General features: G+C 42.1%; 8 protein-coding genes. 6 read left to right on the plus strand and 2 right to left on the minus strand.

Annotation, left to right across the window (positions count from 1 at the left end; all coding sequences use genetic code 11):
- The first annotated feature begins 109 nt into the window (after positions 1-109).
- Genes HUN22_RS12860 through HUN22_RS12885 form a run of 6 tightly spaced genes read left to right on the plus strand, consistent with a single transcriptional unit; the run spans position 110 to position 6,959 of the window.
- Positions 110-1,072: a thiamine pyrophosphate-dependent dehydrogenase E1 component subunit alpha gene (locus HUN22_RS12860; RefSeq protein WP_031948248.1), complete on the plus strand. Its 963-nt coding sequence runs from the start codon at positions 110-112 to the stop codon at positions 1,070-1,072.
- A 13-nt stretch (positions 1,073-1,085) separates the two neighbouring features.
- Positions 1,086-2,105 (plus strand): alpha-ketoacid dehydrogenase subunit beta, encoded by a 1,020-nt coding sequence (locus HUN22_RS12865; protein WP_174729984.1) that lies wholly within the window; start codon positions 1,086-1,088, stop codon positions 2,103-2,105.
- Position 2,106: 1 nt separating this feature from the next.
- Positions 2,107-3,645: a 2-oxo acid dehydrogenase subunit E2 gene (locus tag HUN22_RS12870; protein ID WP_174729987.1), complete on the plus strand. Its 1,539-nt coding sequence runs from the start codon at positions 2,107-2,109 to the stop codon at positions 3,643-3,645.
- A 10-nt stretch (positions 3,646-3,655) separates the two neighbouring features.
- A complete protein-coding gene (gene lpdA, locus HUN22_RS12875) occupies positions 3,656-5,059 on the plus strand; it encodes a dihydrolipoyl dehydrogenase (protein WP_174729990.1) in 1,404 nt (467 codons plus the stop codon).
- A 26-nt stretch (positions 5,060-5,085) separates the two neighbouring features.
- On the plus strand, positions 5,086-5,871 hold the full coding sequence (locus HUN22_RS12880) for an acetoin reductase (protein ID WP_174729993.1): 786 nt from the start codon (positions 5,086-5,088) through the stop codon (positions 5,869-5,871).
- A gap of 29 nt (positions 5,872-5,900) precedes the next feature.
- A complete protein-coding gene (locus tag HUN22_RS12885; protein WP_174729996.1) occupies positions 5,901-6,959 on the plus strand; it encodes a 2,3-butanediol dehydrogenase in 1,059 nt (352 codons plus the stop codon).
- A 49-nt stretch (positions 6,960-7,008) separates the two neighbouring features.
- Here HUN22_RS12885 and HUN22_RS12890 read toward each other — a convergent pair whose 3' ends face one another.
- Both HUN22_RS12890 and HUN22_RS12895 read right to left on the minus strand, forming a co-directional pair.
- The gene (locus tag HUN22_RS12890; RefSeq protein ID WP_174729999.1) at positions 7,009-7,920 is read right to left on the minus strand and encodes a bestrophin family protein; all 912 of its coding nucleotides are present in this window, start codon (positions 7,918-7,920) and stop codon (positions 7,009-7,011) included.
- A gap of 69 nt (positions 7,921-7,989) precedes the next feature.
- On the minus strand, positions 7,990-9,261 hold the full coding sequence (locus HUN22_RS12895) for a sigma-54 interaction domain-containing protein (protein WP_174730002.1): 1,272 nt from the start codon (positions 9,259-9,261) through the stop codon (positions 7,990-7,992).
- Between the last annotated feature and the right edge of the window lie 61 nt (positions 9,262-9,322).

Consider the following 9,322-nt stretch of genomic DNA (forward strand, 5'->3'; position numbering starts at 1 on the left):
GTCTAATAGCATATTCAATTAAATTGAGCTTTATTATTTATAGCGAAATATATAATTCTCGCTGAAACTTGGTTGATTTTTAATAATCAAGATAATAAAGGAAAAGGATATGCAATTAACGGAAGAGCAATTACTCGCAGCATATAAACGCATGCGTGATATTCGTGAATTTGAGGATCGACTTCACGAAGAAAATACCAATGGTGATATTCCAGGTTTTATTCACCTATATAGTGGAGAAGAAGCTGTTGCAGTTGGTATTTGTGAAAACCTAACCGACAAAGACTATATCACTTCAACCCATCGTGGACATGGGCACTGTATTGCAAAAGGTTGTGACATTCACGCCATGATGCTGGAAATTTTCGGTAAAGATGACGGGCTATGCCGTGGAAAAGGCGGTTCTATGCATATTGCCGATTTAGATAAAGGTATGCTCGGTGCCAACGGGATTGTGGGTGGTGGACCTCCTTTAGCCATTGGTGCGGCGTTGACAGCGAAAACCTTAAAGACTGGTGGTGTCGGACTGTCTTTTACAGGTGACGGTGGCTCAAACCAAGGCCTTACTTTTGAAGCGATGAATATGGCTGTTGTGCTTAAACTTCCAGTAATTTTCGTTTTCGAAAATAACGGTTTTGGTGAAGGTACTGGTCATGATTACGCAGTAGGAAGCAAAGACATTGCTGGTCGTGCAGCAGGTTTTGGTTTACCTGCAGTTAAAGTTGATGGTACCGATTTCTTTGCCGTTTATGAAGCCGCTCAAACTGCCATTGAACGTGCACGTCGTGGTGAAGGTCCGAGTGTGATTGAAACCATTACAAACCGTTTTTATGGCCACTTCGAAGGTGATCCTGGCTTGATTCGTTCTAAGGAAGAAGTCGAGTTCATCAAAGAAAATAAAGATCCTTTGAAAATTTTCCGCGAAAAAGTCAAAGGCAAAATTGATGAAGCCAAACTAGACGAGATTGATGCGGCATCTAAAGCAAATGTTGATGATGCCGTTGCTAAAGCTCGTGCTGCGGCATACCCACAACCAGAACAACTCCTTACTGACGTCTATGTCTCTTACTAAAGGAATAGTAAAGATGCCAAATAAAAGTTTTCGTAATGCGATTAAAGAAGCCATTGAATCAGAAATGCGCCGTGACCCAACCGTATTTGTGGTTGGTGAAGATGTGCGCGGTGGCCATGGCGGCAAAAATACCGAAGAGAACGAGCTTGAAGGCTTCGGTGGGGTACTTGGTGTAACCAAAGGTTTATGGACAGAATTTGGTTCAGAACGTGTTATTGATACCCCAATTACCGAATCAGCGATTATTGGTATGGCCGCTGGTGCTGCGGCTACAGGTTTACGTCCTGTTGCTGACTTAATGTTTATGGATTTCTATGGCGTGTGTCATGACATGCTCTATAACCAAGCCGCTAAGTTCCGTTATATGTTTGGTGGAAAAGCAAAAGCGCCAATGGTTGTACGTGGCATGATTGGCGCAGGTTTTTCTGCAGCAGCTCAGCATTCGCAGTCACCATATAACGTATTTTCTGCAGTTCCGGGCTTAAAAGTTGTGGTCCCATCTAGTCCATACGACGTGAAAGGGCTACTAATTCAGGCTATTCGCGATGACGACCCAGTGGTGTTCTGCGAGCATAAAATGCTTTACGACATTAAAGGTGAAGTTCCAGATGATGCGTATACCATTCCTTTTGGTGTAGCAAATTACACCCGTGAAGGGACAGACGTGACCATTATTGCTTTAGGTTTGATGGTACATCGCGCTAATGAAGTGGCAGACAAACTGGCAAAAGATGGCATTTCAGTTGAAGTGGTAGACCCTCGTACAATTTCACCTCTGGATGAAGAAGGAATTTTAGAGTCTGTTGCATCGACTGGACGTGTGGTTATTGTGGACGAATCAGCAGCACGCTGTGGTTTTGGTCATGATGTGGCTGCGCTGATTGCGCAAAAAGGTTTCCACTATTTGAAAGCACCTGTTGAACTCGTAACGCCACCACATACGCCTGTTCCATTCTCTCCAGTTTTAGAAAAAGAATGGATTCCAAGTGTAGAGCGTATTGAGCAAGCTGTACGAAAAACATTGGAGGCTTAGGATGAGCGAAATTAAAACGCTGGAGATCCCGAAATGGGGATTATCCATGGAAGAAGGCACGATTGCCCAATGGTTGATTAAAGAAGGCGATAGCTTTAATAAAGGCGATGAAATTTGTGAAATTGAAACCACAAAAATCGTCAATGTATTAGAAGCGCCTTTTGCTGGAACACTCCGTAAAATTTTAGCGAAAGACGGTGATACGCTACCCGTCGGTGGTCTTATTGCCGTATGTGCTGAAAGTGAAATCTCTGATGCAGAAATTGAAATGTTTATCGCATCACTAGGTGGTTCAGCAGCTAAGGCCCCTGAAGCACCTTCGGAACAAAGTAAATCGGAAACATTTGCACCTGTTGCTGAAAAAGCAGAACAGCCACAGACTGTAGCTGCAAGTGCTCCAGCTCCTGCAAAGGTCGCTAAAGGTGACTACGCTGTACCCGAGTCATTACAAGGCTATCAAACATCTGATGTGTTGTTTACAACACCGCATGCGTTAAAACTTGCTGAAAAACATAATGTGAACTTAGCGAAAGTCACAGGTTCTGGCCGTGAAGGTCGTATTAGTGTCCAAGACATCCAGAAAGCTGTGCAGACTGCTGGAGGTCAGTGGCCTGACGTTAAACAGCAAACTCAAGCTAAAGTGGTTAAATCTACTGCCGACGATAGCCGAGTTGCAGCGACGCCTGTAGCACGTCGTTTAGCAAAACAATGGGGCATTAACTTAAATGACTGCCGTGTTTCAGGTACTCGTGGCCGGGTTTGTAAAGAAGATGTTGAAGCAGTTTATTATCGTAACAACCCAACGTCGGTAAATGAACAATCTGCTCAATGTGCTGTTGCTCAGCCACAGTCGACCGTTACAACTGTGGTGATGAATGGTATGCGTAAAGCGATTGCTTCACGGTTACAGGCTGCTAAACGTAATGCACCGCATTTCCGTTTAGTGGTCGATCTCAACGTAGAAGCTTTGCAAAAACTACGTAAGCAGATTAATGAGACTGTTCCACAAGTGAAACTTTCTATTAATGACATGCTAATTAAAGCAGCTGCCGCCGCGCTGATTAAAGTACCTGAGGTGAATGTTCAATTTGATGAGGCGACTCAATCAATTTTACAGTTCTCTCAAGCGGATATTTCGGTGGCCGTAGCGATTCCAAACGGTTTAATTACACCCATTGTAAAAGCAGCAAATCAGAAGTCTTTAGCACAAATTTCCGATGACATGCGTGATTTGGCAACGCGTGCTAAGACTGGCAAGTTACAACCAGACGAGTTTCAGGGAGGCAGCTTTAGCATTTCAAATTTAGGTATGTTAGGCATTAAACAGTTCGATGCCATTATTAATCCACCGCAAGGTGCAATTATGGCATTCGGTGCTTCAGAATCACGTGCTGTCGTTGAAAATGGAAATGTTATGGTTCGTGAGATTGTTACAGCAACGTTGTCATGTGATCACCGAGTCATTGACGGTGCAGTTGGGGCAAAATTCTTGGCCAGCTTTAAGCAGTTTGTTGAAAACCCTGCTTTAATTTTGGTGTAGGAGAACCCGGATGTCAGAAGCTCAATTTGATTTAATTGTGATTGGCGCGGGACCGGGTGGGTATGTGGCTGCAATTCGTGCAGCCCAGCTCGGGTTAAAAACCGCAATTGTAGAAGAGCAACATTTAGGCGGAATTTGTCTAAATTGGGGCTGTATTCCAACTAAAGCTTTGCTTGCAGGCGCAGAGCTCGCAACCCAGTTTAAACATGCCGGCCAGTTTGGTTTTCAGGTATCCCAACTCGATTTTGATATTCAAAAGCTTGTGCAACATAGCCGACAAGTGTCAGCTCAGTTAGTACAAGGCATTGATTACTTGCTGAAAAAGAATCAGGTGACGGTTTTTAATGGTCGTGCTCAGCTTATGGCAAAAGAAAAACTTGAAGTGACAGATGCTCAAGGTAAAAGTCAGGCTTTGAGTGCACCCCATATTATTTTGGCAACTGGAGCTAAAGCTCGACATCTTCCTCAGCTTCCTGTAGATGGAACGTACGTGTGGAGCTATAAAGAAGCGCTTGTACCAGAGCAGTTACCAAAAAGCTTACTGGTTGTGGGTTCGGGTGCAATTGGTAGTGAATTTGCTAGCCTTTATCAAGATTTGGGTTGTCAGGTGACATTAATTGATTTAGCCAAGCAGATTTTACCCACTGAAGATGCGGAAGTTGCTCAATTTGTTAGAAAACAATTTGAACAAAAAGGTATGAAAGTCTTAACCGATGCTGTCGTTCAAAGTATTCAGATTGAAAATGAGCAAGTCCACTGTGTGGTTGAAACGGCAAATGATGTTCAAACGCTTGTTTTTGACCGCGTGCTTTCGGCAATTGGTGTACAGCCTAACACCACGGGGCTAGGACTAGAACGTTTAGGTGTAGAACTGAATCCACAAGGTTTTGTGGCAATTGATGACTATTGTAAAACCAACGTAGCAGGACTTTATGCCATTGGTGATGTGGCTGGAGCGCCGTGTCTCGCTCATAAAGCAAGCCATGAAGCCATGATATGTGTCGAGAAAATTGCTGGTGTGAAAAACGTACATTCACTGGATCGTGGTCAGATACCGGGTTGTATTTTTACACATCCACAAGTGGCAAGTATTGGTTTAACTGAAAATGCAGCAAAAGCTAAGAATCTACCTATACGAATTGGTAAGTTTTCTTTAACTGCGAATGGCAAAGCTTTGGCAATTGGAGATGCATCTGGTTTCGTTAAAACAATCATTCATGCAGAAACGGGCGAACTACTTGGTGCACATATGGTAGGTCATGAAGTGACTGAGCACATTCAAGGCTTTGCAATTGCTAAATATCTAGAAGCAACTGATGAAAGCTTAGCTCAAGTGATTTTCCCGCATCCAACATTATCAGAAGCCATGCATGAGTCCATTCTGGCTTCAATGCAACGAGCGATTCATATGTAGAAATTCTGCATTTACAGGAGTTGAACATGGTTAAGGGATTAAAAAATAAAGTCGCTTTAGTCACAGGGGCAGCTCAAGGCATTGGCCGTGGGATTGCCCTCCGCTTGGCGCAAGAAGGAGCACACATTGCATTAGTCGATATGCAACAAGATCGACTGAACGATGTGCAGAAGGAAATTCTGGCTTTAGGTGTAAATGCCAGCACATTTATTGCCGATGTCAGTGACCGTGAGCAAGTGTATGCCGCTATAAATCATGCTGAACAGACACTTGGTGGGTTTGATGTCATGTTTAATAATGCTGGAATAGCACAAGTTCAGGCGATTGCTGATATCACACCTGATGAATTTCAAAAAATTGTTGATATCAATATTGGTGGAGTACTGTGGGGCATTCAGGCTGCTGCTACAAAATTTAAGCAACGGCAACATAAAGGAAAAATCATTAATGCTTGCTCAATTGCAGGCCACGACGGGTTTGCTTTACTCGGTATTTACTCGGCAACCAAATTTGCGGTACGAGCACTTACCCAAGCTGCGGCAAAAGAATATGCCAGTCACGGTATTACGGTAAATGGATATTGTCCCGGAATTGTCGGAACTGACATGTGGGTTGAAATCGATAAACGTTTTGCTGAAATTACCGGTGCCGCAATTGGTGAAACTTATAAAAAATATGTGGAAGGTATTGCCTTAGGTAGAGCCCAAACACCAGATGATGTAGCCGCTTTAGTTGCTTTTCTGGCGAGCGAAGATTCGGACTATATTACGGGTCAATCCATTTTAACGGACGGCGGCATTGTCTATCGCTAAAACAACATCCTGATTTGAGGGAGATAATAATGAAAGCAGCGCTTTTTTATGACAGAGGCGATATTCGTATTGAAGATATCCCGGAACCAGAAGTCACTGCCGGCACTGTAGGTATTCAGGTGGCTTGGTGTGGAATTTGTGGTACAGATTTACATGAGTTTATGGAAGGGCCAATTTTTATTCCACCTTGTGGACATCCGCATCCTATTTCAGGTGAATCTGCGCCGATTACCATGGGACATGAGTTTTCAGGTGTGGTCTATGCCGTTGGTGAAGGTGTTGATGACATTGAAATTGGTCAACATGTCGTCGTAGAGCCTTATATTGTGGCCGATGATGTGCCGACTGGACCGGGCGATAATTATCATCTTTCCAAAAATATGAACTTTATTGGTTTAGGTGGGCGTGGTGGTGGTTTATCGGAAAAAATTGCGGTTAAACGCCGTTGGGTGCATCCAATTTCCAATAAAATTCCGCTCGATCAGGCGGCCTTAATTGAACCGTTATCAGTAGGTCATCATGCCTATGTGCGTAGTGGTGCAAAGGCTGGTGATATTGCACTGGTAGGTGGTGCGGGCCCAATTGGTTTGCTGCTTTCAGCAATTTTAAAAGCGAAAGGTCTTAAGGTCATCATTACCGAGCTAAGTGCAAAACGTAAAGAAAAGGCTAAAGAGTCGGGAGTCGCAGATTATATTTTAGACCCTTTAGAAGTTGATGTTGTTTCTGAGGTCATGAAAATTACTAATGGCGATGGCGTCGATGTCGCGTTTGAATGTAGTAGCGTTAACAAAGTTTTAGATACTTTGGTTGCAGCAGTCAAACCAACAGGCGTTATCGTTATTGTTTCGATTTGGAGCCACCCAGCATCAATTAATGTGCATAGTGTGGTGATGAAAGAGCTTGATGTACGCGGTACGATTGCCTATGTGAATGACCATCAAGAAACGATTAAACTGGTCGAAGAAGGTAAAATAAATCTTGAACCTTTTATTACCCAGCGTATTCAACTTGATGATTTGATTTCACAAGGTTTTGAAACATTAATTCATAACAATGAGTCAGCCGTTAAGATTGTCGTACAGCCCTAAATAGATACTTAAACCTATAAAAAAAGAGCGATGATTCGCTCTTTTTTTATTAAAGTAAATTGTTGTCTTGGGCTTCAAGAATAGGCGGTAATGGTTGTCCTAAAGAGCTTAGAGACTCTCTCTCAATCAAACGTACAATTGAATCGAGCGGTAAATCATTTTCTTGCAAACCAAAAGGTTCTTCAATTTGAGCACTTAAGGCATCTAAACCTAAAAACATATAAGCGATTAAGCCGACAATAAGTGGTGTCCAGATGCCCAAAGCTGCTTCAAGGCTAAATGGTAATATGAAACAGAAGCAGTAAACAGCGCGATGTAAAAGTACAGAATAAGAGTAGGGTAAAGGTGTACCAGCAATACGGTCACAACCTGCTTGAATATTGCCTAACTCAATAATATGTCGATTTAGCGTGCTATAGATAATGTCACTAATTTCGCCGTCCTTTAGTATTTTAACTAAATCTTTTTGAATGTTTTCGAGTACAAACTGTGGTGCATTAATATGCTCATTTAAATAATCGAGTGAAGAGTTATTTAAATACGCATGTTCAAGAAATTTGGTTGGTTCGGCGGTTTGTTGGCGCAGTCGATCACGTAATAAATTGCTAAAAATTAAGACCTGATGAATTAAATGTTCACGTTGTTCATTGGATAAAACATGGCTGTCTCTAACAATGTGTCTGGCATTGGCAATTAAAGCGCCCCAAAGTTTGCGGCCTTCCCACCATCGGTCATAACATGCGTTATTTCTAAAACCCGTACAAATTGAAAGAATCACACCAAATATTGTAAATCCAATCGCGGGTACGGTAGGTATTTGAATCCAATGATAATAAGATAGCCAGACCACACAGGCTGAAATAAGTACAACAAAACTCAGTGCTGGCAAGACCTTCGGTAAGATTGTTCCTTTCCAAGCAAATAAAAGTTTAAATACATTGCTTTTATCACGAACAATCATATAAAGCCTTTGAACTAATGAACCTAACCAAGTGCAATATGATACGCCTTGGACGAGCTAAATACCTAGCTAAAGCTTATGCTTTTGTCTGTATCGCCAAAGCGTGGTACGGCTAATTCCAAAAATATTCGCGACCATATTCAGGTTGTGGTTATATTTTTCTAGAGCTGCCTGAACATTTTCAGGTGTAAGTTCTGTATTTGTCTCGGGTAATTTAACGTAATCTTCAGCATTTAAGAGTTCATTTGGCAAGTCTTCGACTTCAATTTCATCCTTACCATTTGCCATGGTTAAAGCATAAAGCAGGGTGTTTTTAAGTTCACGAACATTCCCAGGCCAGTCATAGTTTAATAAAACTTGCATTGCCTTTTGATTGACGTGACGAGGCATCGTGTCGAGTTGAGTGGAGCTTTCTTTTAAAATCTGATCAACAATGAGAGGTATATCGACTTTTCGCTCTCTGAGTGGCGGTATAAAAATTGGAATTACGCGTAAACGGTAGAGTAGATCGTGACGGAAACGCCCAGCTTTGGCTTCTTCGCGTAAAGCTTTATGAGTTGCGGTAATAATTCGGACATTAGCCTGAATCGGTTTTTCACCACCTACAGGCGTAAATTCACCTGTTTCCAACACCCGTAATAATTTAGCTTGAAGCTCTAAAGGAATCTCTGCAATTTCATCCAGAAACAGTGTTCCACCTGCGGCACGTTCAAACACCCCCTTATGGTCGCGGATTGCTCCTGTGAAAGCACCTTTCACATGCCCAAAAAGTTCACTTTCTAAAATATTAGAATTTAAAGCCGCACAGTTAATCGCTACAAAAATCTTATTTTTACGCTGACTATAATCATGAATTGCTTTTGCCACCAGTTCCTTACCACTACCAGACTCGCCGCGGACGAGTACTGGAAACTCAGTAATTGCTACTCTTTGAATGATGGAAAACATACGAGCCATTTCTGGTGAACAACTATTGAAAACTTTAGCCAAGTCTTGCAATTGTTCTGTTAGCTCTACTTGATCAGCAATATCATTCTCTATGCTAACGGGCTGTAGAATATGCAATTTCCCGATAATGCGATGCTCTGCGATGTAAATATCATTTTCCTGATAGATGAACCGCTTTCTCATTTTAGGAGTATTGATTTCGAGATATTGATTATGATGGTCTTGAGTAAGCGCTGCCATGCTCTCAACAGAAATGTCATCTGTATTAAATTTATAGTGAATTGCGTGAGTCGTTGTGTCTGCTAAAAACAGACTCGCATTTGGAAATAAAGCCTTAAGTTGCTCAAATAATATATAAAAATCTTGTTCTGACTCAAAATTTAACTTTGCCATTTCATGTGTTTCACAATCGTTTCATTGAAACATACTTGAGTTTCAAGGGAACATCAAGCTG

This window comes from Acinetobacter lactucae, assembly GCF_013344765.1.
In the GTDB taxonomy this organism is placed as follows: Bacteria; Pseudomonadota; Gammaproteobacteria; order Pseudomonadales; family Moraxellaceae; genus Acinetobacter; species Acinetobacter lactucae_A.